Raw genomic sequence first — 405 nt, 5'->3', positions numbered from 1 at the left:
GATGACGAGGTATGTCGCAAGAACGTCCTTTGGCGTTGCAAAGACAAGGGAATACATTGTTCTACCTCCTCATCATGCGTTCTAAAAACATGAAAATGAGTGTTGCAGCGATCAAAACAGAAATAACAATGTCACCGAGTGTGATTTCATGAATGATATGAATGTTTCCCTCTGGCGTTTCAATTGTCGTATGCGATCGTAAGTCGACATACTGTTGAACACCTTGTATATCGCCATTGGAAGTATTTTCGTTTTGAAGTTCTGTTTCATCCATGAATATCACCTCCACAATTCAAATGTACAGATAATTTTGTCGTTTTCATATCACCAAAAAAATTTGGTCATATAACGACAAAAATCGAGTGAAGAAAAATTCACTCGATTTTAGATGGTCAAAAAAAATAA

Annotated in this window: 1 protein-coding gene; it reads right to left on the bottom strand. The window is 36.3% G+C overall.

Going from position 1 to position 405, the window contains the following annotated elements; all coding sequences use genetic code 11:
• Window positions 1-61 precede the first annotated feature (61 nt).
• Window positions 62-274, bottom strand: a complete 213-nt coding sequence (locus tag ETC00_RS20145) for a hypothetical protein (protein ID WP_077428877.1) — start codon at window positions 272-274, stop codon at window positions 62-64.
• Window positions 275-405: the final 131 nt, after the last annotated feature.

The organism is Brevibacillus sp. MCWH (assembly GCF_013096935.1).
GTDB lineage: Bacteria > Bacillota > Bacilli > Brevibacillales > Brevibacillaceae > Brevibacillus > Brevibacillus aydinogluensis.
The sequence above is the reverse complement of the archived record's forward strand: the minus strand, read 5'-3'. Positions and strand labels throughout refer to the sequence as shown.